At 47.9% G+C, this 24,613-nt stretch carries 15 protein-coding genes and 2 pseudogenes; 9 read left to right on the top strand and 8 right to left on the bottom strand.

What is annotated here, in order from left to right; genetic code table 11:
• Position 1: 1 nt before the first annotated feature.
• Both GVK32_RS13155 and GVK32_RS13150 read left to right on the top strand, forming a co-directional pair.
• Positions 2–2,740, top strand: a complete 2,739-nt coding sequence (locus GVK32_RS13155) for a glycosyltransferase (protein ID WP_159868334.1) — start codon at positions 2–4, stop codon at positions 2,738–2,740.
• A complete protein-coding gene (locus GVK32_RS13150) occupies positions 2,737–3,471 on the top strand; it encodes a hypothetical protein (RefSeq protein ID WP_123754788.1) in 735 nt (244 codons plus the stop codon). The genes GVK32_RS13155 and GVK32_RS13150 overlap by 4 nt, the downstream gene beginning before the upstream one ends.
• Before the next feature lie 615 nt (positions 3,472–4,086).
• On the opposite strand, the pseudogene GVK32_RS13145 reads toward GVK32_RS13150, so the two are convergent.
• A pseudogene (locus GVK32_RS13145) lies at positions 4,087–4,263 on the bottom strand (nucleotidyl transferase AbiEii/AbiGii toxin family protein); the annotation flags it as partial.
• Positions 4,264–4,577: 314 nt separating this feature from the next.
• On the opposite strand from GVK32_RS13145, the gene GVK32_RS13140 reads away from it, so the two are divergent.
• The 4 genes from GVK32_RS13140 to GVK32_RS13125 all read left to right on the top strand — a co-directional run bounded on the left by GVK32_RS13140 (position 4,578) and on the right by GVK32_RS13125 (position 12,424).
• Positions 4,578–6,455, top strand: coding sequence for a glucose PTS transporter subunit IIA (locus GVK32_RS13140; protein WP_159868331.1), 1,878 nt, complete (start codon positions 4,578–4,580; stop codon positions 6,453–6,455).
• A 138-nt stretch (positions 6,456–6,593) separates the two neighbouring features.
• Complete coding sequence (locus GVK32_RS13135) at positions 6,594–9,347, top strand: family 78 glycoside hydrolase catalytic domain (RefSeq protein WP_159868328.1); 2,754 nt, start codon at positions 6,594–6,596, stop codon at positions 9,345–9,347.
• Between the two features lie 273 nt (positions 9,348–9,620).
• Positions 9,621–11,024, top strand: a complete 1,404-nt coding sequence (locus tag GVK32_RS13130; RefSeq protein ID WP_159868325.1) for a carbohydrate porin — start codon at positions 9,621–9,623, stop codon at positions 11,022–11,024.
• Positions 11,025–11,425: 401 nt separating this feature from the next.
• Complete coding sequence (locus tag GVK32_RS13125) at positions 11,426–12,424, top strand: LacI family DNA-binding transcriptional regulator (RefSeq protein WP_159868322.1); 999 nt, start codon at positions 11,426–11,428, stop codon at positions 12,422–12,424.
• Between the two features lie 92 nt (positions 12,425–12,516).
• On the opposite strand, the gene GVK32_RS13120 is transcribed toward GVK32_RS13125, so the two are convergent.
• The 6 genes from GVK32_RS13120 to GVK32_RS13095 all read right to left on the bottom strand — a co-directional run bounded on the left by GVK32_RS13120 (position 12,517) and on the right by GVK32_RS13095 (position 20,095).
• Complete coding sequence (locus tag GVK32_RS13120) at positions 12,517–13,353, bottom strand: PRD domain-containing protein (RefSeq protein ID WP_159868319.1); 837 nt, start codon at positions 13,351–13,353, stop codon at positions 12,517–12,519.
• Positions 13,354–13,410: 57 nt separating this feature from the next.
• Positions 13,411–14,832 (bottom strand): glycoside hydrolase family 1 protein, encoded by a 1,422-nt coding sequence (locus tag GVK32_RS13115; protein WP_159868316.1) that lies wholly within the window; start codon positions 14,830–14,832, stop codon positions 13,411–13,413.
• 10 nt (positions 14,833–14,842) lie between these two features.
• Positions 14,843–16,723 (bottom strand): beta-glucoside-specific PTS transporter subunit IIABC, encoded by a 1,881-nt coding sequence (locus GVK32_RS13110; RefSeq protein ID WP_159868313.1) that lies wholly within the window; start codon positions 16,721–16,723, stop codon positions 14,843–14,845.
• A gap of 328 nt (positions 16,724–17,051) precedes the next feature.
• A complete protein-coding gene (locus GVK32_RS13105; protein ID WP_159868310.1) occupies positions 17,052–18,059 on the bottom strand; it encodes an NADP-dependent oxidoreductase in 1,008 nt (335 codons plus the stop codon).
• Positions 18,060–18,136: 77 nt separating this feature from the next.
• The gene (locus tag GVK32_RS13100; protein ID WP_159868307.1) at positions 18,137–19,243 is read right to left on the bottom strand and encodes an NADH:flavin oxidoreductase; all 1,107 of its coding nucleotides are present in this window, start codon (positions 19,241–19,243) and stop codon (positions 18,137–18,139) included.
• Between the two features lie 60 nt (positions 19,244–19,303).
• On the bottom strand, positions 19,304–20,095 hold the full coding sequence (locus GVK32_RS13095) for an SDR family oxidoreductase (protein ID WP_159868379.1): 792 nt from the start codon (positions 20,093–20,095) through the stop codon (positions 19,304–19,306).
• A 109-nt stretch (positions 20,096–20,204) separates the two neighbouring features.
• On the opposite strand from GVK32_RS13095, the gene GVK32_RS13090 reads away from it, so the two are divergent.
• From GVK32_RS13090 to GVK32_RS13080, 3 genes and pseudogenes are all read left to right on the top strand, one after another.
• On the top strand, positions 20,205–21,254 hold the full coding sequence (locus GVK32_RS13090; protein WP_159868304.1) for an aldo/keto reductase: 1,050 nt from the start codon (positions 20,205–20,207) through the stop codon (positions 21,252–21,254).
• 88 nt (positions 21,255–21,342) lie between these two features.
• Positions 21,343–21,924, top strand: coding sequence for a TetR/AcrR family transcriptional regulator (locus GVK32_RS13085; RefSeq protein ID WP_159868301.1), 582 nt, complete (start codon positions 21,343–21,345; stop codon positions 21,922–21,924).
• A gap of 141 nt (positions 21,925–22,065) precedes the next feature.
• Positions 22,066–23,116: pseudogene (locus tag GVK32_RS13080) on the top strand (IS3 family transposase).
• A 95-nt stretch (positions 23,117–23,211) separates the two neighbouring features.
• On the opposite strand, the gene GVK32_RS13075 reads toward GVK32_RS13080, so the two are convergent.
• Positions 23,212–24,549, bottom strand: coding sequence for a VasL domain-containing protein (locus tag GVK32_RS13075; protein ID WP_159868298.1), 1,338 nt, complete (start codon positions 24,547–24,549; stop codon positions 23,212–23,214).
• Between the last annotated feature and the right edge of the window lie 64 nt (positions 24,550–24,613).

The raw sequence follows: 24,613 nt of genomic DNA, 5'->3' as shown, positions 1-24,613 counted from the left end.
GATGGAAAGTGCCCAGTCGCTAGTTCAACCGCCCACCTTGCCGGCAAATTTCGCGGACTATTATCAGCGCCACGCCGGCGAAACCATATTGGTGTGCGGCTGCGGTAACTCACTCAACCAGTTGCACGACGCGGAGCACTACCTGACCATTGGCGTAAACGACATTGGCCGTAAATTTCATCCGGATTACCTGGTCGTGCTCAACTCACGCCATCAGTTCACCCCCGAGCGCTTTGCGCATATCGAGCAATCACAGGCGAAAGCGATATTCAGCCATCTTGCACTGGATATTGCGCATCCGGTGATGGTGCGTTTCATGCTGGGGCAATACGGCGGCGTGGAGATAAACGACCGTCATTCGTTGCCTTACACCCGTAACTCCACCTACGTTGCGGCGTGCCTGGCAATGTTCATGGGCGCTAAACGCATCGGTTTTATCGGCATGGATTTCACCGACCACCACTTCTTCGCACAAACGGGGCGTCACTCGCTCAGCCATGAACTGCCGAGAATCCGCCAGGAATACGCCCGGCTGGTTGATGCCGCCGCACGCCATGGTGTGGAGGTGGTTAACCTCAGCCAGCACAGCGCTGTCGAAACCTTGCCGTACCAGTCGCTTTCCGCTTTCGGCCGCCAGGCGAAAAGCACTAAATCCCTGAATATCGTCTCTTATGCCACCACGCCAGTTGTCGGAGTGCCAAAACTGTTGAGCGAATGCATCGAACATTACACCCCGCATCGGTGCCGCACCGTATGGGCGACAAACCACTATGGGAATGGCATGCGGTTTGAGCGTGAAGTGGAGTGGGAAAAACAGCCGGATATTGCCTGCGCCCTGCTGGAGGCGGCCGATCTGCTGATCGTGCATAACGGTTTTACCGCGCCGCAGCACAAGGCATTGCTGGCGAACAAACCGGTGATCACCCTCGCCCATAATTACATCAGCAATGTCGATCGACAATTTGTCGCGCGCGGCATGCCCGGGCTGGTGGTAGCGCAATATCAGGCCTCGCTGGAAGAGTTCGCACAGTGGCGGGCGGTACCGAACCCGATGCCACTGTGCAATCCGCTCTTTGACAATGCCGAGAAAGAGGCCACGGTGACCATTGCTTACACGCCGAGTGTGAAACATGACGAGTACCCGGCCAATCATCGTTTGTACTGGCACGGCAAAGGTTACCAACGAACAATGGCTATCCTGACGCGACTGGCACAGCGCTATCCACTTCGCCTACTGACGCTGGAAGCCGGGCAGGTCGATTTTACACAATCGATGGAGATGAAACGGCGCGCGCATATCGTTATCGATGAGTGTGTCACCGGCAGCTACCATCGCAACAGCCTGGAAGGCCTGGCGGCAGGTGCTGTGGTGGTCAATGGTTTAGGGCTGAAACCCGATATTGCCGCCGTTTTACAGCAGTGTGCCCCTGACGCCAGCTCCCCTTTTGTTTGCGCCAGCCTGGATACGCTGGAAAATATCCTCAGCGAGCTGATAACACTTGGCCCCCAGCTCCTGCGCGAGCGCGGCTTGCAAAACCGGGCCTGGCTACAACAACACTGGGATTTTGCCGAGCAATGGCCGCAATTCTGGTTACCGGCGATACAGGCGCTGTTGGGTAACACACCGCCTTCTCTGCATCCACGGGCGCCGCTACTTCGTAACACGTCCACCGTGCCACATCTGGCGACGCCCGCAGAGCTCGATGATGGTGTGAGCATTATAGTGCCGTTCGCCGGAAAACCCCGGATAGCGGCATTGCAATGTATGCTGGCTGGGCTTAAACAGCAGCCTGACGTGCGCCGCGTGCTGGTTGTCGAATTGGATAACCAGCCTCATGCGCAGGCCGTTGCGACGAAGCTTGCCGACGACTACCTGTTCGCCTGTACATCATCGCCATTTAGCAAAGCGCGGGCTCTGAATATCGCCTTACCTTTTGTGCATACCCGCTACCTATTGTGGCTGGATGCGGATTTACTGCTGCCGCAAGATTTTATCCGCCTGGCCTGGCAGGAGTGCGAGGCGCGGCAACTCGACTGCCTGATCCCCTGGAGTACGATCAATTTCCTCGGCGAAGAAGAGAGCCTGCAGGTGCAGGCTGAACAACGTCGACCAGAAACCTGTTCGCCGGTGTTCCAGCAACGCAGTGGCGCACAGGGAGGAGCCGTGCTGGCACGGACCGATTTTGTCCTCCGCCACGGCGGTATGGATGAAACGTTTGTGGGTTGGGGGGGAGAGGATAATGCCTGGTTCCACAAGGTCAGCGTGCTGGGCACGGCGGCCTTCACCCGCGACACAGGGCGCCCACTCTGGCATCTTTATCATCCCCTGAGTGCCGGTTACTGTCGCCAGCAAGAACATATTGCCGCCAACCCACACTACGCGCAGAACGTCCAGCGGTTGCAACAACTCCGTACGGTTCACCATGGCACAGCTTTTAGTCAACACTTCCCGCCGCCCGCAAAATACTCGGCCCCCTGGGACGGTAGCGTGACGATGGTTTGCCCGGTAGAGCACTCCGTGCTCGCGCAGCAGCTTCATGCGATGTACGGCGAAGCGCTGCGCGTGGTGACACAGCCGGAGCAACTGGCGATTAGCCCTGCTTTATCCTCCCCAGATACTGCACCCGATATTCTCGTTAAGCAGGTGATCAAAGCCATTTGCACTCATCATGCACAACGTGCCGCCAGCCCTACGTCTGGCACTTTCCCCGAAACCTCAGTCACAGGAGCAACACGATGAATACCCGGTACCTTTTGCCTGCCAGCATCGCCGCACTGCTGTTTGCCTCTGTCAGTAACAGCTATGCCGATGATTTCTCTCAGGCAGCCGCCAAAATAGACAAAATTAAACCCAATATTCCTTACTCCACCTTTTGCTCCGCCACGCCCAAAGGTGAGGATAAAATGGCCTGTCAGATAGCCAGTATCCCTACGATTGCCCTGCTGGTTTGCCAGAATACCGACTATGACGGCAAGAGTTGCAACACGTTGATTAATGAGGAAGTCAGCAACCTGACAAAGGTGAAACAATCCGGGCTGGCGACGGTCGATTTTCGCCCCAGCCTGCTGACACCGCTCAACTGTGCCACTGAAAAGGCCAAAACCTGTACAGGTTACCTGGCCAGCTGGGTAAGCCAGGGTAAATTCGTCAACCTGGATGACGCTATCGAGGCAGGCACCATTGCGCAGGTAGCTGATGAGATAAAAAGTAATACCTCAGCAAAAGGGCTGGCAGCCACCCGCTCGGACCTGAAAAAAATTGCCAGTTTCATGACGCCAGGGGCGGATAAATACAGCCGCATTTGCGATCTGCAGGGCTTTTACCTGCGCAGCGGCGGTTTTTTGATTAATGATGTTCCGACCCTGTATGTCAAAACCACTCCCGCTCCGGCATGCTGGGATGGGATGCCTGACTGGCAAAAATCGCTGGACGGCATTAACCAGTTGGTAAAACTCTTGAATGAGAAGTGATCCCTGCCCCCGGCTAGCACATTTTGCTGAACGGGCATTACACCTTCCAGGGCAACAATGAAATTATTGACTTGGATGCACTGGTTGCGGGGCTGAAACTGGGGTGGGATATATCTGAGCCTAATGGTTTTCCCCGCAATCGGCCAGAGAGAACGCCCCGCACCACATTCTTAAGAGATTTCAGGATACGGCTAAACAAGGAGCACCAGCCGTTGCCATGAAAGCCCGGCGCACCGTTTCTCATCCGTTTTCGGCCTGGCAGCCGTCACAGTGCCTTTGGCGGCCTCCGGCCGGAACAATTTGAACACGAAAACCTCACTTAGGGCGGTGTCCACATTACGTGGGTAGGATCACCTTTCGTTTAAGGCTTAGCGCGGCGAATCTGCATATCGTTTAAAGGCATGTGTATAGTAAGCGTACAGCGGGAACCGTCTGGTCATAATCTGATGCATCCGACAAAGTGGTGTCCACCAAATAAGTAGTGGGAACCAAAGTGTCAGATATGCAGAAAAATGTGACTCCCGGCAGGCGTAAAGGCTGCCCTAATTATTCTCCTGAGTTTAAGCAGCAGCTCGTTGCCACCTCCTTCGCATAGCGCTCTGCAATATCTTTCCAGCGGGGAAGCTGCCTGTCCAGCGCAGCACAAATCTTGCCACCATAGCGATCGGCAAGTGAAACAACCTGAATAGTCGCGACACCAAACTCATCCTCCACCGCTTCAACCACATCACGTTCTTCTGGTGGGTACTGAGTTCCTCGCGCAAGAGGCTAAACTTCAATATTTATCGGCGCCTCCTGAGAAGTAACCTCCTCTCTGCATACCAGAATCACGCTTTCACATCAGATTTCTCATGCAGAAAAAAGAATAAAAAATCATTAAAAATGAATAAATAAACAATAAAAGCAAAAAAAAACAGATAAAATCTGCAAGTGAAATTTAAATTACCTGCTCTTTAAACCTTCTTTCACCATGCAAATAAAGCCATGTAGCCTGGAAACAAAAATGAGAAGCCTTCCACAAATTCGGTTGAAACCGGTTGCAGAAAGTATGCATAAGGATGATTCTTGAAACCGGTTGCAGGAATCATCGAACTCAGGACAACACAATGGCAAAAATTAGAGATTATTCGAAACTGGCAAGTGACATACTCAGCGAGATAGGTGGTGAGGAAAACCTTGTCAGCTACGCACGCTGTGCGACCCGACTCAGACTGGTGTTAAAAGATACGCCAGCCAGAGCTGTTGAGAATATCAAACAGCTCCCGGGCGTTATTACTGTCGTGATCAGTGGGGGGCAGTTTCAGATTGTTATTGGCACGCATGTTTCAGAAGTATATGAAGCGCTTGCAAGCAATATTGATCCAACGAAAATTCAGGACGGCGGCGAAAAGAAACGGATTATCGATAGTGTTATATCCGCAATGTCATCTGTTTTTGCCCCTATTATCTATATCCTTGCCTCTGCAGGTATTCTTCAGGGGATTTTAATTACAGCAAAATACTTTTTCCCGGCATTTCAGAGCACAGGGGTCTTTAGTGTTCTTAACTTCATTTCATGGACACCCTTTACATTTCTGCCGGTCTTCATTGCAGTCACTGCATCAAAATATTACAAGTGCAATATGTTCATCGCACTTCTGTGCTGTTGTGCGCTGATTAACCCTGATTGGGCAACCATTGCAGCTCAGATAGCAAAAGGGGATCTGATTACATTCATGTACTTACCCCTTGCTAAAACCGTCTATACATCCTCGGTTCTCCCGCCACTGTTTCTTGTATGGGGATTATCCTACCTCGAGAAATTTGTTGAAAAATTGCTGCCACAAGTTGTATCAGCATTATTCACTCCTCTTATCTGCGTTGTCATTATGGTGCCTCTGACATTGGTCCTGATTGGCCCTGTCACTTCTGGTCTCGCAAACGGAATCGCGATTAGCTACAACTGGATGTTTGATACCGCACCCGCACTGGCAGCAGCAGTCATTGGTGGTTTGTGGCAAGTGGTCGTTATTTTTGGTGTTCATTGGGGTATCACCCCGGTGGTTATGGCTAACTTCGACATGTATGGACGTGACTCCTTCCAGGCATTTCAGACAATTGCTGTTGTCGCACAGATGGCTGCCGCATTTGCCTGCGCGATTAAATCAAAACGCCGGGAGTTTAAAACAGTTGCTTATTCTGCTGGTCTTACCGGGGTATTCGGCATTACTGAACCCGCCATCTATGGTGTAACCCTTAAACTCAAAAAACCCTTCATCTGTGGTTGCATTGGTGGTGCTATTGGGGCTGTCGTGACCAGTTTCTTTGGTAGCTACTATTACGCATATGCAGGTCTGCCGGGTTTGCTGACCATTGTGAATGCTATCAGTGCAGATAATCCGATGTCGTTTATCGGTGAACTCGCTGGTGTACTGGTTGCCGTTGCTGTCACCTTCCTGTTGGTATTTTTTGCCGGATTTAAAGAACCGGAGGAAAAAACCACTTCCCCAAAAGAGCCTAAGAAAGTCATTCCCGCTATCCCTGAAAATGCCCCAGCCCTGACTCTGACCAGCCCAATTGCAGGCACGATTCTTCCGCTTAGCGAAGTAAAAGATGAAAGTTTCTCTGGCGGTCTGCTGGGTGACGGGATGGCATTCATGCCTTCAACAGGGGTTGTGGTCTCACCCTGCGATGCGCAAGTGGCTACAACTGTTGACACTCATCATGCAGTTGGACTGCTCTGCGAGAATGGGGCTGAACTGTTAATCCACGTTGGGTTGGATACTGTGAAGTTGAACGGTAAGTATTTTTCTACCGAGGTAAAACAGGGCGACATAGTCAAAGCCGGAACGCCCCTCATCTCTTTTGAAAAAGAGAACATTCTGGCATCGGGTTATGATTTAACTACCCCATTTCTTATCGTGAATAGTGATGATTTTACTGTCAGTAAATTGAAGGAACAGGGAATTGTCGGACAGGGTATGCCGGTGATGACCCTGGCCTGACAAAGAGGCTGACAATACGAGGGTCGTTCAAATAGTTGTCCGACCCTCTAAAGGAAGTAAGACATTCACTAAAAGTTTTAGCAGCAACACTTCTCAGTGAAGCACTGATCTCAACCTATTATAAATGGTCATACTGACATGCAATTTTCTAAAATATTTCGTCTTAGCCCTGTAATGTTGATGATGCTCATTCCTTTAAGTGCAAAAGCCGTTCCGCAGGCTCAGCCTTCTGACTTACGACTTGAACTGCAAAAGCAGCCGTTACTCGTCGAAGATCTCAATCACTTCACAATGAGCTGGGTGCTTAACAGCACACAGCGTAATGATGTGCAGACGGCATATCGAATGGTGGTAGCAACTTCTCCTGATTTTATTGATGCCAGTGGCAATATTGCGACTGAAAAACTTCTCTGGGATTCTGGTAAAACAGCCACATCAGACTCATCCGGAGTAACTTATCGCGGACCACATCTTTCTGCGGCGACACGATACTACTGGGCAGTTCAAACATGGAACCCGCAAAATGAAGTGAGCCCCTTCTCTTCCGTAAGCCATTTCGACACCGCGCTCAAAGATAACTGGCGTGCCAGGCCAATCTGGACAGCCCAACATTCAGAAAAAAATACGCAGGAAGATGACTGGGCGTTTTTCCGTAAACAATTCAATGTTAAAAATAAACAAATCCAACGCGCCATTATCTATGCCACAGGCACAAATCCTATTGAGTCCCGCCAGTACGTCTACAAAGTTAACCTGAATGGGAAATTTGTCGGTCTGGGTCCGGTTCGTGGTTACGACGGAAAAACGTTTTATAACGCTTTCGATGTTACTCAAAACATCAAGTCTGGCCAGGATAATGCGATTTCCGCTTCAGCATTCAGCTATGGTGATAAAAAATCATTCATGGCCGAATTACGCATCTACTATACCGATGGTGATGTGCAAATTATCGCGACAGACGAATCGTGGAAGTCATTGGCCGGGAACGCTGTTTTTCCGTACTCAGGCGATATGCACGATCCTGAAGCCACGTCTTGGGTAGGTTTTCGCTACCCATACGAAAATATAGATGCAAACAAATACCCTTCGGGTTTTCAAAATATCGGCTTTGATGATTCAAAGTGGCAATCCGTTATGACTAAACCCGCCCTTGAGAGTCTTGTGGGTTATCCGGCAGAAAACCTCGCTAAAAAAATTGTCTCTCCAGCTACTGTCAAAAAAACCGCCAATGGTCAATTTTTACTGGATTATGGCGTTACTATCGTCGGTGGTATGAACCTGGCAATTGATACGGGTAATAAAGGCGGGGAAGTTGTCACCATCAAAGCGGGTGAAGTACTGAAAGATTCTGACAACGTGAAATGGCAGACCGCAGCACTCATCAATAATAAAGACGAATGGACGCTGAAAAACGGCTCTCAGTCGATTGAACATTTTGGATTCCGCGTATTCAGATATGCACAGATCTCAGGCCTCCCGGCTTTTGTTACCGAAAAAAATCTTCAAAACTACCTGACAACATTTACGTTGCAGTATCCCTTTGATGATCAGGCGGCAACGTTCAACTCATCTAACGCACAACTCAATAAAATATGGGCATTCTCACGAGATTCCATTAAAAATCTCAATCACGACTTGTACGTTGATTCGCCAAATCGCGAAAGAGCCCCCTATGAAGCAGATACGTATATTCAGCAATTGAGTAACTATGCGCTCAACACCGACTATGCCCTCGCCCGATTCTCGGTGGACTGGTTAACTCATAACTCTACGTGGCCGATGGAGTGGAAAGTTTATAACATTCTCAACGCTTGGAATGATTACCTCTATACGGGGGATCGGAAACTGATCGAGAAAAACTTTGATCTGTTGCAGACAAAAATCCCAGCCAAACTGTTGAAAGGGTTTGATCCACAAACAGGTATTGTTACCGCCAGTTATGGCGACGGTGGCCCGGGACCGGATCATGACATTGTTGACTGGCCGAAAAAACTGCGCGATGGCTATAAATTTTCGGACACTCATAATGTCACTAACGTCTTTTTCTATGCAGGTACTAAGGCACTGTCGCAAATAGCAAGCGCGTTAAACAAAGCAGAGGAAAGCCAAAAATACGCAGCGTTGTACAACAAATCCCGAAGCGGAATTCAAAAAACATTCTTTGACCGGCAGCATGATACGTTCAAAGATAATATCAATGGCGAATTCCACATTTCCAGTCAGGCCAGTTCATTTGTCACAGCCCTGGGTGCAGCGTCCCCTGAACAAGCGGTGAGAGCGGCAAAATACCTCGCCGATCAGCGTATGCTCAAAGGCAGTGTCTACAGTTCCCTGTTCGCACTCACTGCTATGGCCGAACATGGGCAGGCAGAAGAGGCAGTTAATCAGATGACAGGCATGAATTCTGATGGTACTCCGCGTGATAACAGCCACAACTGGCGACACATGATGGAACTGGGTTCCGGTTCAACCATGGAAGCATGGAATGAGTCGGATGATTTTACCGTCAGTCATTCTCATCCGTGGGGCACATCACCCGCTATTGTCATCCCTGAAAGTCTGTTTGGCATTCAACCACTGAAACCCGCCTGGGCAGAGTTTCAGGTTAAACCTGCACGAGCAGGGCTGGCGAGTGCATCTGTGAAAATGCCGACAGTTCGCGGAGAGATCAGTGCATCGTATGAGATTTTGAATAACGTGTGGCAACTGAATGTGTCGGTTCCTGCGAACACCAAAGCATTTATTTATATCCCTGCCAAAGATAATACTTTTATTAAAGAGAGCGGCGTGGACTTAAAATCTGTACCAGGATTAAAAATCATCGGCAAAGAAGATGGTTTTATTAAAGTCCTGGTAGGCTCGGGGAATTACAAATTCACATCAATTAACTAAACAAGAAAGAACTAACGCGGTAGCTGAATAAGCTACCGCATTCACTCTTTTATAATCGCCACATTTTCTTCAGGTGACTTGCACCATACCAACTTAAAATAAACTCACACTTATTACTCAATTAATACCAGCAACCAAAGTGGCAGGGAAACCGTCATTTAATATATTTTTTGGGAATTGGCCACACATCAGTTACACACAATAATTTCACCATTGCGATAGGAAACTACTTTGCACGTTTCCCTGTCACTAAAACAATAGAATGGAATTACCATGAGAACATCAAAAAAATTACCGATAGTGATAGCAATTATTTCCGCATTACTTCCTGCCTCTGTATTCGCTCAGGAAAATATCAATATCAGTCAAGAGCAGTTAGAGAAATTAATATCACAAGCTGTTGATAAAGCATTGGCCGAACGGGATGCAAAAACCACCGTTCAACAATCCAAAGCTGATCCCATCACTGTAGAACACAAATCTGTTGCTACACCAGCGGTAGCGCCTTCTCCGGATATGACAATCCCTTATGGGTTTAAATTCTCGGCTTATGCACGCTACGGCGCTCATTACCAGGCGGGTGACGAGAAGTACGTATCAGTTGACGGCTCTTATAATGGATCATCAGGCATTGGGCGTCTGGGCAACCAAGGGTATGGCGGAGAGTATTCACTGATCAAGACGTTCAAAGGTGAAAATGGCGCTATCTGGGATGCCAATGTGATGATTGAGCACTGGAGTGATGAACTCAATCTGAAAAAAGCCTACGTCGGAGTGACTAACCTCTTTGAATCTCAACCCAATTCCTATTTGTGGGCAGGTAGGGATTTCCATCAAAGGCCGTCACAGGAAATCAACGACTACATGTGGATGAACCATGACGGTCAAGGGGCGGGGATTAAGAATTTTAATATTAATGGCATTTTGTTCGATGTCGGAGCGGTAGGCTCAGTAGAGTCCTGTGATCCGAAGGTCGTTAAGGCCGGAGATAACCCCTCGCGTATTACGTGTACAGGTGGTTCAGATACGGGTGACAAGGGTAATTATGCAGTAACGTCAAAAATCCATGGTATGAAATTAGGCATTCTGGATGTTGCTGCTTATGCCAACTACGGTTTCGATTCAAAAGCGATTGACAGTGACGAACGTAAACATGCGTGGCAAGGTGCACTGGTTCTAAGTCATACCACTGACCATTCAATGAATCAGCTTATTAGTCGCTATTCTGATAACTCGGATAACAGTGTTTACAATAAAACCAACGGGCTGCACTCCACCTATATCAGCTTTGATGGCATGTATACCTTCAACCCGCACGCTATGGTCAGATACCTTGTCGCATATCAGGATTATGACAATAGTAAAAATCCAGAGGATAGCCGTAAAAACTATGCCGCAATTGTGCGCCCGATGTATTACTGGAACGATATCCACTCAACCTGGCTCGAAGCAGGCTGGCAGCAGGTCAGATATGATGAAGGCGGCACCAATAAAGGCTGGAAGCTGACGCTTTCGCAAAATATCTCGTTTGCAATGGGACCGGACTTCCGACCTATGCTGCGGTTCTATGTCACCGGTGGCCAGGTGGATAATCAGCACACTGCACTCATTACGGATACTGAAGACACCCGTCTTGACTCCTTAAACGTAGGTGCAATGTGGGAAGTCTGGTTTTAATCATTGAAATTTAGGAAGAGCATCCTGATAAAAGTGTTTTATTAAACACTCTTCTTAATTTAGATAACAATATGTCACAACCTTGCAGGTAAAGGTGAACATTGAGCAACCTTTACCTGCAAGGTTAAATTATATCATGCCGGTAGCCTTTCTTTTAAAACGTAGACTAACATCACAGACACCTCAATTAACACCCCTTAAAATTCGCAAGGATAATGAGAACGAAGAATAATCATTGTCAGAAGTAACAAATAAAACATAATCATTAAGGATAAATATTCAACAAAGAGGGTACATTTTGTACCTGTTGCTAAAGTGAGTGAAAACTATTAACTTATGCATCGCATGGAATGTGAAATTGTGATTGAAAAGTAAAATCGGTTCTATGAAGCGAGGATGTAATGATTACAATGCTTGACGTTGCTAAATGCGCGGGAGTGTCCAAATCGACTGTTTCCCGTGTCTTAAATGGCAAAGATGTCGTCAGAAAAGAAATCAAAGAGTTGGTTTATAAAGCAATTGAGAAAACCGGATACCGGCCGAACCTCCTTGCGCAGCAGATGGCAACTCAAAAAACGAGTATGATTGGTTTGGTTATCACCAACGAAGTCTACGATGGCCCCTACTTTTCAACCCTGGTCTACAATGCTGCTAAGTATTGTGAAAAGTATGATCACCGTCTCATTTTCGCAGATGGAAAGCACACTGCTGAGGAAGAAGTTAGTGCCATCGATTTTTTAGTGGGGATGAAGTGTGCCGGAATTATGGTTTATACAAAATATCTGACTGCACGCGAACTGGATAAAATAGTTAAGTCATGCCCTGTTCCCATTGTGGCATTAAATCAGAAATTAAAAACCAATGCGGAAAATTCTATTTTCATAGACCACTACAGAGGTGGTTTGAAAATGATGGATTTTTTATACAGCATGGGACACCGTAAAATCGCATATATTTCTGGCAAGAAGAAATCTCGCAGCAACTCAGCTCGCCAAAAAGCATATCGAGAAAAAATGGCTGAATATGGCCAGGCTGTAACCGAAGATATGATTGTCCATGGGACATGGAGTATGCAAAGTGGCTATGATGCAACCGTTGACTTAATGAGAAAAAAAGCAGAGTTTACGGCCATTCTTGCGGGCAATGATGATATGGCCCTGGGCGCAATAAAAGCACTAAAAGAAACAGGAAAATCGGTTCCAGAAGATATTTCTGTAACGGGTTTCGATAACTCAAAAATTGGACATTTCTTTTCACCCGCGTTAACAACGCTCGAAGTACCGCTTGAAGAAATGTTTAAGCAAGCAGTTGAGTTAATTCTGAACATACCCTCAAAGCATGTTTATTCAGAGCTATCCGGAACACTTGTCATCAGAGAATCTGTACGCAAAATTGACTAGCTTAAATAAATCCACATGACTACTGGGCGGAATCTTTAATAAAAAATAACAATCTGTAAAAATCACATCTGGCATCTAAATGATACCCATTACTATTGAGAGCTTTCGCGTAAGCGCTCAATATGAATTGTCAGAAACATCAGTTCATCAAGAGTCATAGAGTAGTTGTGATTGACCATTAACCAACTTTTAATTTTCTCTGAGCAACTGTATGCTATGGGGAATTTCTCTTTAATCCCAGAATATATTTCATCATCACCAATTTTTACAGGCTCACGACTTATCATCCGTAAAGAAAAAAACTTCAGATGCGTCACGATTCTTTGAAACTCGAGTGATTTTTCGTTAAGGCTAATTTTCAAATGTATTTTAATAATATTTAAAATATCTTTAACCATCTCAGCAGAATTCATCGTATCTTGTATATTTGCATTCTGTCTTGAACTGATGATATGAAGAGCAATAAAACCAGCTTCATCTTCAGATACTTGCTCTTTAAGCATAGTATTAATCAGAGTGACGGCGTCGGTTGCTATCTGATATTCTTTAGGATAAAAAACTTTCAAGTCCCATGCTAAAGGGCTTTTTAGATGTAAATTTTTGCTGGCGCGAGAAATAGCAAAATAGAGATGGTCACTTAAGGCCAATAAAAGTGACAATGGAGATAGTATTTCTGATTCACTTTCAACCATTAAAACTATTTTTCTCGTTACCTGAATGATGTCATCCGGTATATGACTGAAAAGTTCATGATAATACTGATCAACATTTTTTCCTTGCTGCAAGAATTGAGCATCGAATTTGCTTGCATCTGCCATATCACCAACTTTCTTGCCAAATCCAATGCCTTTCCCTAACGCAACCAACACCTCTCCGTTACCATTTTCAGCAACGATTGCGTTATTACTTAATATTTTCTGAATTATCATCTATTCTTCTTCATTTATAAGTATTAGCGTGATGCCGAAGCACCACGCTTTTCAAAATTAGCTGTTATTATCAAGCCCATTTTTTGCGATGACGTTTTCATACCAGTATGAGCTTTTCTTCCTGATACGGCTCAAATCTTTCAAATCATATTCGTCACGATTCACATATACTAGCCCATATCTTTTTGAACAACCCTGGTGCGTCGAGATGAGATCAATCGCAGACCAAGGAGTATAACCCATAATCTCGACGCCGTCAGTAATAGCCAGTTGCATTTGCTCAATATGTGCTTTCAAATAATCAATACGGTATTGATCGTTTATAGTGCCATCAGATTCAAGCTTATCAAACGCCCCAATGCCATTTTCTGTAATCAGTAATGGTAAATTATAGCGACTATAAATTGCTCTCAGGGTATTACGAAATCCAACCGGGTCAATTTCAGTGCCAAATTGAGTTCGAGGAAGATGACCGTTGGAAGAACCGCGGTGAACGCCGTCCTCCCCTGACTTAAGAAATTTATTCCCACCCCGGATAACTTCGTCATTCCCATCACCCCGACTGGCTTCAACTGTCTGAGTAGTATAGTAATTGAACGCAATAAAATCTGGCCGGCCACTTGCAAGAATTTCCTCATCACCTTCTTCGATATCAGGAACATACCCCTTTTCTTCAAGATATGCCCATGCAAGATGATTATATCGCCCATAAACGGCCATATCCAGATAGAGCCAATTGCGGATTGCGTTGTAGTTTTCAGATGCCAGCACATCTTCCGGTTTGGGACTTGCAGCATAAATCAAAGCAATGTTAGGAGCAGGTCCAATCAGCGAACCCGGGTTCTTACGATGCAGACTTGCCATCACTGCAGCCTGAGCAACCATCATGTGGTGATTCTGCTGGTATAGATGCTTCTTATTATTTTGAACTTTTGGATCGACTGTACCTAACGCATTTCCTTGCAATATCATCAAATTTTGCTCATTGATTGTGAGCCAATACTTGACCTTACTCCCCAGCTCATCGAATAACACGTCGGCATACCGTACAAAAGCATCAACCGTTCTACGATTATGCCAGCCGCCAATATCCTGTAATGCCTGCGGCAGATCAAAATGGTACATAGTGACAATCGGTTCCATTCCATGGTTACGGATCTCATCAATAAGATTGTGATAAAAATCGAGCCCCGCACGATTCACGTCGCCTTCTCCCAGAGGAAATATGCGCGTCCAGGCAATAGAAAATCGATATGCCTTGAATCCTATTTCAGCAAGAACGCGGATATCATCTTTGTAGCGATGATAGTGGTCGCTGGCGACTTTAAAATCCGTCGTTCCCTCAGGATATTCTGCGCGCATATCTATCACCGATGGTCCTTTGCCATCTTCATTCCATGCGCCTTCTATCTGATAGGCAGAAGTGGATGCACCCCAGAAAAAATTACATGGGAATGGTTTAAGATTTTTATATTTCATACTGTCTCCCTCAATGTGTGGAAAGAATTAGCAATGGTGCACCAGACTGAATTATTGGGTGGTCCTGAGTGCTCACCATATGATATTTATCGGAATTAGTGATAATGATGGGTGTAACCGTGTTAAACCCTGCGCGCTTAATTTCAGCAAGATCGCATTCGACCAGTAAATCACCTTTGCTGACAATATCGCCTTCTGTCGCATGCATTTTGAAAAATTTACCACCTAGCTGAATGGTATCTATGCCCACATGGATAAGCACTTCGGCACCGTTGTCAGAAAGCAAATGTATTGCATGCCCACTTGCCAGAGTGGAAACCACGGTCCCGTTAACCGGTGACACAATTCTCCCCGATGTAGGTTCGATAGCTATCCCATTGCCCACAACTCCGGAAGAGAACACGTTATCCTCGACATCCAATAATGGAACAATGGTGCCGCTCACTGGTGAATAGATTTCCTCAGCTGTATTCATTGATGTCACTGCGTTTACGGGTACATACGGCTTTTCGGAACGTTCATTTTTAGCGGGCACATCTTCTTCTTCCTGAGGATCCTCAAAACCAACGATATACGTCAGGATTGCGGCCAGCACAAAAGATGTTGTTATCCCAATAAGTAATCCAACAAAACCTTCACCGTAAAATATAGGTAGCGTTACAAGGCTAGGAATACCAACCGAGATTGCAGCGCTATTGGAATAACCCACAATGCCACCGCCAACTGCCGATGCTAGAACAGCACAGATAAAGGGTTTTTTTAGCTTTAACGTAATGCCATAGACTGCAGGTTCAGTGATCCCGAAGATGGATGATATGAACGCACCACTGGCAAGTGTCTTCATTTTCTTATTTCGAGTTTTCAACAGAACAGCAAGGACAGCACCGGATTGCGCAAATACAGCAGGAACAGTGGAGGCTTTGAGGGTGCTTCTTCCCAGCACGGTAATATCGTTGATGATAATAGGCGTAAATGCCCAGTGCATACCGAAAATAACGAATATCTGCCAGCCTGCGGCGAACAATGCGCTGGCAATAATGGGATTAAAACTGAATATCTTAACAAACACCCCAGCTACCGCTTCGCTTGCAAATATACCAATCGGACCGATAGTCATCAATGTCAACGGGACCATGACTAACAGTAAAATGAAAGGTAAAATCACGTTCCTTACCGCTTCATGGATATATTCCTTGATCATTCCTTCAAGTAAAGACATGACATAAACGGCGAGAATAACGGGCAGTACAGTACCTGTATACTTCATCATCATGACCGGAATACCAAAGAATGTGACATCCGTATGATTCGTAAAGAAAGCGACAATATCAGGGTAAATCAATGCGCCAGCCATCGTCACCGAAACAAAAATATCCGTTTTGAATTTTCTTGCCGCCGTGATGGCAAGCAGAATGGGCAAGAAGTAAAACATACTGTCTGAGGTGGACTGAAGAATCACCGCTGTCGTTTCTTTCTTGTCCAGCCAGTTATTCGCAAATGCAATGCTCAGCAAACCTTTGATGATACCTGATGCAGCCATTGCGCCAAGAAGTGGCGTAAAAATAGACGAGATGATATCTACCAACCGACTAAGAGCTGGTGCACGTTTGCCCGACGAAACGGTCTTCAACTTGCTGCTGGTATCGTGCGTAATCAAACTATCGAGTGCCCGAAAAACCTCTGCCACCTTATTGCCGATGACAACCTGAAACTGTCCTCCTGACTGCACGGTAGTTATCACACCGTCCAGTTTTTCCAGACGCGGGATTTCCACCCTCGAGTTGTCCATGAGTTCAAAGCGCAGCCTGGTTGCACAATGAACGACTTCTGATACATTTTTTTCACCGCCGACGGCGGAAAGGATCTTTTCAGCCAACTCCTGAATATTCATACATGCCTCATAGATGGGGTTGATGCTTTTCTCCGGGCAAAAAAAAACCTGATACGGGAAACATGCGTTTTAAAGGCATGCATCCCGTATCAGGTCTCGCTCGGAAGTTCCGATGACGTCCAGACTTTTAAGATAGTAAGTTAAGGATAACATCCGCAAGCCAGAGTTGCTGAAAACGTGAGCATCATCATGTTTTGTTATTCTCTGGACAAATAACTCCCCCACCCTGCAAGTTATTATTCCGCATGTTATTAATTCCCGAGTGAAACTAATGTAGAGAAAAATTCTACCGGAAACATTTTATATATATTTCGAAAGACTCATGCGTTTATGGCTCAACTATCGTAATGACGACTTTGCCTTTCGCATGTCCTCTCGCCAGATATTCCAGTGCAGATTTTGTTCGTTCAAAAGGAAAGGTTTTATCGATAATCGGCCTGATATTTCCTGCATCTACCAGCCTTGCAATTTCTTCCAGTTGTTTTCCATCAGAACGAATAAACAGAAATGAATAATCAATATTATTTTTTTCAGCGAGGCGAATAATTTTTGCGCTCAGCAACCAGATTATTCCACGCATCAGGGCATTCATTCCCCTCTTACGAGCAAACTTCACATCAGGTGGACCAATAAGGGATATCACTTTCCCCCCGGATTTAACAATTTTCATAGCCCTGGCAATCTCATCGCCTCTGAGCGTGCCCAACACTACGTCATAATTACTCAGAATTTCTTCAAATCGCTGATTTTTATAATCAACAACGTAATCGGCACCCAGATCTCTCACGAGATCGATATTGCCCGTACTGGTTGTGGTCGCCACCGTGGCCCCGAGATGCTTCGCCAGTTGTATGGCAAACGTACCGATCCCCCCCGCCCCTGCGGGAATAAACACTTTATCGGCAGGCTCAATTTTGGCTCTTTCAGTGAATGCCTGCCATGACGCAAGTGCTACCATCGGCAAAGATGCAGCCTCAACAAAACCAAGACTTTCTGGTTTAAGCGAAGCCGCATGTTCCGGCACTGCCACATATTCCGCGAATGAGCCGATATGTAAATCGAAAACACTGGCAAAGACGGCATCACCTGCTTTAAAACGTGTGACCTGAGCGCCCACTTCCTCAACAATTCCTGTAAGATCGCTTCCCATCACCATCGGTAATTTGAATTTAAGGATAGGTTTGAACATTCCTTTTGGAATCATCGTATCTATGGGGTTAAGACCCGCAGCATATATTCTGACAAGTATTTCATCCGCTTTAATCTGTGGACGAGGGATATCGTCAAAATAAAGCTGATCCAGGTTACCGTAGCGCTTGAGCAGCAGTGCTTTCATCTTATTCATCCGATATAGAGAGGTACTCGCCGCATGCCACATACGGCGTTAACAGGAAAGACCCGGTATTAACTGGGTTACACAAGCGTTGCCAGATCGGCCGCATCAAATCCCTGCAAAGCGTGAGTCTCTCCGGAATGGACTTTTTGTACCCAATTAGGGTCTGAAAGCAGCACGCGCCCTACAGCTATCAGGTCAAATTCTTCACGCTCCATACGGGTATAGAGATTATCCAGTGCTGCAGTCCCAGTGCCTTTACCACCAAATGCACTGAAGAAGTCGTCGGCAAGCCCTACAGAACCCACGCTAATGGTGGAAGCACCAGTGAGTTTTTTCGCCCATCCGGCAAAGTTGAGTCCTTCATTACCATCGATGTCCGCGAATTCAGGCTCCCAAAAACGGCGCTGAGAACAATGCAGAATATCAACACCCGCCTCCACCAGCGGCACAAGCCAGTCGGCCATTTCTTGCGGAGTATTGGCCAGACGCGCAGTATATTCTTGCTGTTTCCACTGACTGACTCGCAGAATTAATGGAAACTCAGGCCCCACGGCGACGCGAACTGCACGGACGATGTCAGCAGCGAAACGGGATCGAAGTTTAATTGTTGCGCCGCCGAACATGTCGGTACGTTTATTTGTTCCTTGCCAGAAAAACTGATCAATCAGATAGCCGTGGGCACCATGCAATTCAAGAGTATCAAAGCCAAGGCGTTTTGCATCGGCAGCGGCACGAGCGAAAGCTGCCACTGTGTCCGCAATATCCTCTTCACTCATTACCACACCACGGAATTCGTCGGGGCCAACAAGCCCGGACGGGCTTTCAACGGGAGCATCCGGTTCCCATTCCCCGCCTCTGGTAGACCCGGTATGCCAGAGTTGTGGCCCGATGCGTCCACCCGCTGAATGCACAGCATCAACAACGCGCTTCCATCCCGCCAGTGCTTTATCACCGTGGAAGAAAGGAATACCAGCCATATTGCGCGATGCCGGGCGATCGACCACTGTCCCTTCAGTCAGAATAAGACCGACTTCGCCTTCGGCACGTCGACGGTAATAATCTGCATTGGCTTCAGCGGGAATACCCTCCGGTGCCATCCCCCGGGTCATGGGTGCCATCACAATGCGGTTAGGCAACGTCAGCCCTTTAACGGAAAACGGGGTAAAAAGAACATTGTCAGACATAAAGATACCTTCCTGTCATAAAGCCTAATTCGGCAGATTGTCCATCGTAATGGACACGATTTATTCAGCTTTCGTGAGATAACGTGCTGCAGGGTGCTCCTGACCAAACTCGGGTAGCATGGACTGACGGGCCTGGTTGTAGCTCATCCATTGTTGTTCATTATGCAGCGGAGGAATTGTCACCGGTTCACGGCGATCAAATCCTTCCAGTGCTGCATCGACCAACTCGCCGACCTCCATTACGCCTTGCATGGTGTTAATGTCTCCGCCAGAACGTTCCCAGATTTCGGTGCGGGTCGCAGCAGGAAGGACAGCCTGCACATAGACACCCTGTGCGCCAAGTTCAACACTCAGACCCTGAGACAGAAAGAGCACAAAAGCTTTGGTGGCACCGTAAATTGTCATACCTAATTCAGGGGCCAATCCAACGACTGAACTGAGATTAACAATTGCCCCTGTTTTCGCCGCTGCGAGCCTTGGCGCGATAGCATGTGCAAGCGTAACAACGGCGGATAAGTTAACGGCGATCAATGCGTTAATCTCTGCTGAACTCTGAGTAGTAAAGGAACCCGAGAGGCTCATACCTGCATTGTTAATCAGTATTGAGATACGCTCGTCTTCACGCAGTCGCTGCGCCACGCTTTCCACATCACCAGGTTGACTGAGGTCCGCCGGCAAAATATCAACCTGCACACCGTACTGAGTCTGGAGGTCCAGTGCCAGAGCGTCTAAACGTGACCTGTTACGGGCAACCAGCACAAGATCATGGCCCCGCTTAGCAAAGCGTTGGGCATAAACCGCGCCGATGCCAGAAGAGGCACCGGTTATCAGAACAGCCGGTTTTATCTTCATCATGGTTTTCTTATCTTTTGTCAGTGAGTAAAAAATAAACATATTTGCTTTAATACATGATGTATGACATCTATAATAAATGTCAATCAACATTTAAATGAGAGAAGCCATGAAATACACAACCTTTGGTCGTAACACGGGACTGCGTGTCTCCGAACTGGCGCTGGGAACGGGCAACTTTGGAACAGGATGGGGCTACGGTTCCGAGAAAAAAGAAGCAAAGCAGGTCTTTGACCGTTATGCCGATGCAGGCGGTAATTTTATCGATACGGCTGATTCCTATCAGTTTGGGGAATCAGAATTAATGGTCGGAGAATTTATCGCTGCCGAACGCGACCATTTTGTGCTGGCAACAAAATATACGCTGGGTGCAACACCGAATGCTGATATTTCCGCTACCGGCAACAGCCGTAAGAACATGATTTCATCAGTGGAGCAAAGCCTCAAACGTCTGAATACCGACAGGATTGATATTCTGTGGGCACATTTTGATGACCAGTTGACCCCTCTCGAAGAGATCGTGCGCACATTTGATGATTTGGTACGCTCAGGAAAAATCCTTTACGCCGGATTATCAAATTTTCCCGCCTGGCGTATTGCTCGCGCAGAGACTATTGCGGAGCTTCGTGGATGGTCGCGTATCGCAGGTATTCAGGTGGAATATAGCCTGGCTCAACGCACGGCTGAACGTGAATTATTGCCTATGGCGGAAGCGCTCGGGCTGGCAGCTACGCTATGGTCACCACTGGGGGGAGGGTTATTGACGGGAAAATACAGAAAAAGCAAAGAGGGCCGACTGACGGGTTTTGCAGGCCGACTGGTACGTAAAGAAGAAGGCACTGAACTGCTTGACTGCATTTTTTATATTGCCCGGGAACTGAATATTCAACCGGTACAGATTGCTATTTCCTGGTTGAGATATAAGGCCGAGCGTTCCAGCACCAGCCTGATACCTGTACTGGGTTCACGCACTCTGTCACAACTTGACGATACGTTAGCAGCACTTGGTCACTCCCTGAATGATGCTCACATTGCCCTTCTGGATGAAGTGAGTGCCGTCACGTTAGGGACACCGCATGAGCAAATCGCCGGGACTCTTCCTCGCTCTCAGGGAGGTGAAAGCAGTCGCGTGATCCCCGCCCGACCACCCAGAGCGTAAACAATCAATATCTATAGAGGTTGGCATCCTCTCTTGAGTATGGTTTTTTCATGCCCTAAGATGATGCCCGAATAAATCAGGAGAGCGTATGGCCAGGGTATCCAAACAGCAAATGGAACGAAACCGCGAGGAAATCATTCAGGTTTCATCGCAGCTTTTTCGCGAACGTGGCCTTAACGGTGTGAGCCTCAACGATCTAATGGCGGCTGCCGGATTAACCCATGGTGGCTTTTACGGTCATTTTCGTTCCAAAGATGAACTTGTTGCAATCGCTAGCGAGAGAGCGCTGGAAGAGTCTGGCTCACGTTGGCTGCAAATATTCCAGCAACCCGAGAATAATAACCTGAGCACCCTTGTTGATTTTTATCTCTCTGCAATGCATCGGGACAATGCAGGCGATGGCTGCTTAATCACTGCCCTGGCAAGTGATGTTGCAAGAGAAGACGCCGCCAAAAAAATCCATGACGTCTATCTTGAGGGAGTGAAATCTATGCTGGCAAGGCTGGAATCCGTCTCTGATATCGACAATAACGTACAGCGCAGAAACAGCGCCCTGGTGCAACTGGCGATGTTAACGGGGGCATTGACACTTTCACGGGCAACGGCAGGAGATTCGCTGTCAGATGAATTACTCGAGGTTATTAAAAAAGAGATTTTGAAAAAAGAGTAAATGCACATGATCTATTTAGTTGCATCCCATTTGTTTAACGGTAATCCCCCCGAAAAACCGGTGTGTTTATAAGTAGAATTTTCTCGTAATCTGAACCGGGGAGATCTCTATGAAAAATCATGTTTTACCGACAGCCAGATCATGTCCATCCTGAAGCAAGCCGAGGCCGGAACATCTGTGGCCGAACTGTGCCGCGAGCATGGCATGAGCAATGCCAGTTTCTTTAATTGGCGTTCTCGCTTTGGCGGTATGGATGCCTCCATGATGACCCGTCTGAAAGAGCTGGAAGACGAAAACCGTCGCCTCAAAAAAATGTATGCTGAAGAACGGCTCAAAGCCGAAATCATTCAGGAGGCCATGGCAAAAAAGTGGTGATGCCATCGCGTCGAAAGCAGATGGCACAGGACGCGGTCAGAAACCGAAACGTCAGTGTGCGTTTTGCCTGCCAGTTGTTTGTGGTCAGCGAAAGCTGTTATCGCTATCAGCCTCATCTGAATGAAGAAAATGACCTCATTGCTGACTGACTGATCCGCATCACTGACCGTCAGCGCAACTGGGGATTTGGCCTGTGTTTTTTATACCTGCGTAATGTCAAAGGCTTCAGGTTCAACCACAAAAGGGTGTACCGGATTTATTGCGAGTTATCGCTGAACATGCGGATCAAGCCGAAAAAACGACTGAAACGGGATAAACCTGAACCGCTGGCGGTGCCTGAAAACAGAAACGAATGCTGGTCGATGGACTTCATGCACGATCAGCTATCGGATGGTCGTTCAGTCCGTTTGCTGAATGTTATTGATGACTTTAATCGTGAAGCGCTGGCCATTGAGGTAGATTTTCCCCTGCCCGCCAGTCGGGTAATCAGAACACTGGAACAACTCATTGAGTGGAAAGGGAAACCGACGTCAATAGGTATCACGGGCCGGAATACACGGGGAAGATGCTGATGTCATGGGCGGCTCATCAGAATATAACCCTTCGTTTTATTCAGCCCGGCAAACCTCAGCAGAATGCCTATATTGAGCGATATAACCGGACGGTGCGTTATGACTGGCTGGGGCAGTACCTGTTTACATCACTGGATGAATTACAGAACTATGCCACGCAGTGGCAATGGTTTTATAATAACGAACGTCCGAATATGGCGTTGAATGGTTACACACCGATGCAGCATATTCAGCGCATGACCTGATTCTACTTATCACCTCCGCTAAAAATGGGGGGATTACCGGCTGACTGCGGAACAATACCCGATTGTGCGGCGAACAAGCTCCCCGGAGAGCAACGCTATTCCGCGGTGGTTAGCGCCGAGTATCGGATGATGAGCTGCTGTAGGTGCTGCTCCACCTCAAGTTTTTGTGCCTGCGGGATCATCCCCGGCTCCTGCCGTGCAGCTATCTGCCGGAGCTGCTCCTCCGCCGGCACCGATTGATTAAATGCCTGAATAGCTGCAAACACCTGCGATTTCAGCTCGCTGACCGTCAGGTATCTCCCCTTTTGCCCATCCAGCGCGTTAAGCTGCTCGCTCAGGCTCTGGAGCCTGTGCATGCCCTGATGCCAGCCCGCAAGCGAATCATCGGGCGTCCCGTTCAGGGCAAGTTTTTGCCGCCACTGAGTGCCCAGCTCTTCAGTTCCGGGAAGCCCCGGCCACAGTGCATAAGCCTGGTTTATCAGATCCTGACCATAGCGAAGATGCCAGTCAGGCGGGAGGGCAGAAAGCGCCTCTAACCTCAGCGAGGCATCCTTCAGCCAGCCGGAAGCTGAGCCAGAAGAGCTGCCCGACTCGCCTGCCGCCGCGCCGGGCAGCCAGGGTAGCGGCTGCTGGCTGCTGTCGGGCTGTTGACCCGCTTGATCCGAGCGAGCCAGGTAGTGGCCGCCGATAAAGACTGCGGCGCCCAACGCAAAGGCCGTCAGCATCCCGCAGGCGAATAGGCCGACCCGGTTTGGCGCAGGCGCCGTTTTGTGGTTCCTGTTAACGGCGACGGCGGAACCGGGCGGGATTGCATCCGGCCGCCGGGGCTCTGGTGTTGATTCGTTCAATCCGATCGGCGGAACCTGCGCGGCAGGAAGAATAATGGGTGCAGCGGATAATTGTGGCTCTGGCGCATTTTCCACGCGCGTCACCGCGCTGCACACCTGCTGCACCAGCGGCTCTATCTGGCTTATCTGCAGCAGTTCCTGGCGGGCAAGGATGCTGCTCAGGGAATCAAGCGTCGACTCCAGCTGCAGGAGCTCATGATAATCCTCATGGCTCAGGGTAAAGGTGCGGAACACTTTCTGCAGCCGCTGAAACAGCCCGGAGAGAATTTCTGCCCGCGGGTGGCTGGCCCGTGGCCAGTATTGCACCCACTGGCGGCTGAGCATCGTGGCAACGAGCTTCAGCCCTTCGTTCATGCCCTCCACCCGTGCCAGATGGCTGCGCGCCAGGGTGTACCAGGCCCCGGTCTGCAGCTCAATCCCGTTTTTATCAAACAGCGCCAGCGACAATTTCTCCACCCGCTCCCAGCGAATATCAGGCCTGGCGGGATGCGTCTGCTTACTCATTTCATCGCGAAGGGCGATGAAGTCAGGGAACGGGCGCGGATCGCCGCCCGTGCGAATATCTCGGGGTTCTGTGCTTTTCATAATGGATTCATCCGTGGATTTGCAGGCGGAGATTGGTGACTCACTCCGGGAGCTGGCGGTCATT

It is taken from the genome of Klebsiella sp. 18074 (assembly GCF_902705905.1).
Classification (GTDB): Bacteria; Pseudomonadota; Gammaproteobacteria; order Enterobacterales; family Enterobacteriaceae; genus Klebsiella; species Klebsiella terrigena.
The sequence above is the reverse complement of the archived record's forward strand: the minus strand, read 5'-3'. Positions and strand labels throughout refer to the sequence as shown.

Excerpts from the sequence above, each read along its gene's own strand:
- GVK32_RS13155 (WP_159868334.1), top strand. The coding sequence starts at position 2 with ATGGAAAGTGCCCAGTCGCTAGTTCAACCGCCCACCTTGCCGGCAAAT.
- GVK32_RS13150 (WP_123754788.1), top strand. The coding sequence starts at position 2,737 with ATGAATACCCGGTACCTTTTGCCTGCCAGCATCGCCGCACTGCTGTTT.
- GVK32_RS13140 (WP_159868331.1), top strand. The coding sequence starts at position 4,578 with ATGGCAAAAATTAGAGATTATTCGAAACTGGCAAGTGACATACTCAGC.
- GVK32_RS13135 (WP_159868328.1), top strand. The coding sequence starts at position 6,594 with ATGCAATTTTCTAAAATATTTCGTCTTAGCCCTGTAATGTTGATGATG.
- GVK32_RS13130 (WP_159868325.1), top strand. The coding sequence starts at position 9,621 with ATGAGAACATCAAAAAAATTACCGATAGTGATAGCAATTATTTCCGCA.
- GVK32_RS13125 (WP_159868322.1), top strand. The coding sequence starts at position 11,426 with ATGATTACAATGCTTGACGTTGCTAAATGCGCGGGAGTGTCCAAATCG.
- GVK32_RS13120 (WP_159868319.1), bottom strand. The coding sequence starts at position 13,353 with ATGATAATTCAGAAAATATTAAGTAATAACGCAATCGTTGCTGAAAAT.
- GVK32_RS13115 (WP_159868316.1), bottom strand. The coding sequence starts at position 14,832 with ATGAAATATAAAAATCTTAAACCATTCCCATGTAATTTTTTCTGGGGT.
- GVK32_RS13110 (WP_159868313.1), bottom strand. The coding sequence starts at position 16,723 with ATGAATATTCAGGAGTTGGCTGAAAAGATCCTTTCCGCCGTCGGCGGT.
- GVK32_RS13105 (WP_159868310.1), bottom strand. The coding sequence starts at position 18,059 with ATGAAAGCACTGCTGCTCAAGCGCTACGGTAACCTGGATCAGCTTTAT.
- GVK32_RS13100 (WP_159868307.1), bottom strand. The coding sequence starts at position 19,243 with ATGTCTGACAATGTTCTTTTTACCCCGTTTTCCGTTAAAGGGCTGACG.
- GVK32_RS13095 (WP_159868379.1), bottom strand. The coding sequence starts at position 20,095 with ATGAAGATAAAACCGGCTGTTCTGATAACCGGTGCCTCTTCTGGCATC.
- GVK32_RS13090 (WP_159868304.1), top strand. The coding sequence starts at position 20,205 with ATGAAATACACAACCTTTGGTCGTAACACGGGACTGCGTGTCTCCGAA.
- GVK32_RS13085 (WP_159868301.1), top strand. The coding sequence starts at position 21,343 with ATGGCCAGGGTATCCAAACAGCAAATGGAACGAAACCGCGAGGAAATC.
- GVK32_RS13075 (WP_159868298.1), bottom strand. The coding sequence starts at position 24,549 with ATGAAAAGCACAGAACCCCGAGATATTCGCACGGGCGGCGATCCGCGC.